The sequence below is a fragment of the Sciscionella sediminilitoris genome (assembly GCF_000737195.2).
In the GTDB taxonomy this organism is placed as follows: domain Bacteria; phylum Actinomycetota; class Actinomycetes; order Mycobacteriales; family Pseudonocardiaceae; genus Sciscionella; species Sciscionella sediminilitoris.
This window is the reverse complement of the sequence record NZ_JALM01000211.1, coordinates 1-623: the sequence shown is the minus strand read 5'-3', so window position 1 is coordinate 623 and position 623 is coordinate 1. Positions and strand designations below refer to the sequence as shown.

1 protein-coding gene is annotated in these 623 nt (G+C 56.8%); it reads left to right on the top strand.

Annotation, left to right across the window (positions count from 1 at the left end; genetic code table 11):
• Window positions 1-108: 108 nt before the first annotated feature.
• Window positions 109-507, top strand: a complete 399-nt coding sequence (locus AD72_RS37450; protein WP_197285181.1) for a PASTA domain-containing protein — start codon at window positions 109-111, stop codon at window positions 505-507.
• Window positions 508-623 lie beyond the last annotated feature (116 nt).

The window sequence follows — 623 nt, the reverse complement described above, 5'->3', positions numbered from 1 at the left end:
CCGATCTTGCAGCAGACCCTATTCTCGGCTACTGGTAACGAGCATTGCGTCGCTTTCGATTGATGAGCATCTGGGTTCAATCTGGTTCTCACAGGAAGTTGCCTAGCTATGCGAAGATCGTTCACTGCTGCTCTCCTTGGCCTTGCACTCGCCGGTTCGGTCACCGCCTGCAGTCCGGCAGTACAGCCGACCGAACAGGTGCCCGAACAGAATTTTGACCAGCCGGTAGAGGAATCAGCCCCCGAGGCGCCGGACATGACACAGAACTGGACCATGCCCGACTTGCGGGGACAAGACCTCCAAAGCGCTCAGGATGCCGTGCAATCGCTTACCGGAGACTCGGTATTCTTCACGAGCTCACATGATGCAAGCGGCAAGGGCCGACACCAAATTCTTGATCGCGACTGGCAGGTTTGCACACAGAATGTAGCTCCTGGTGCTGCGCTCAATGCACAGAGCAAGATCGATTTCGGTGTGGTTCGCGTCGATACTGAAACGTGCCCCTGATCGACGTTCTTGTGGAATCTTGTCGTCTCTGTGCTGCACCGACGGGCGGTGAGGAAAGCCTCGTGAGAACCGGGTGGGGCTAGGTCTGTCCGGAAAAGGGCTCTGTCGCACTTTTC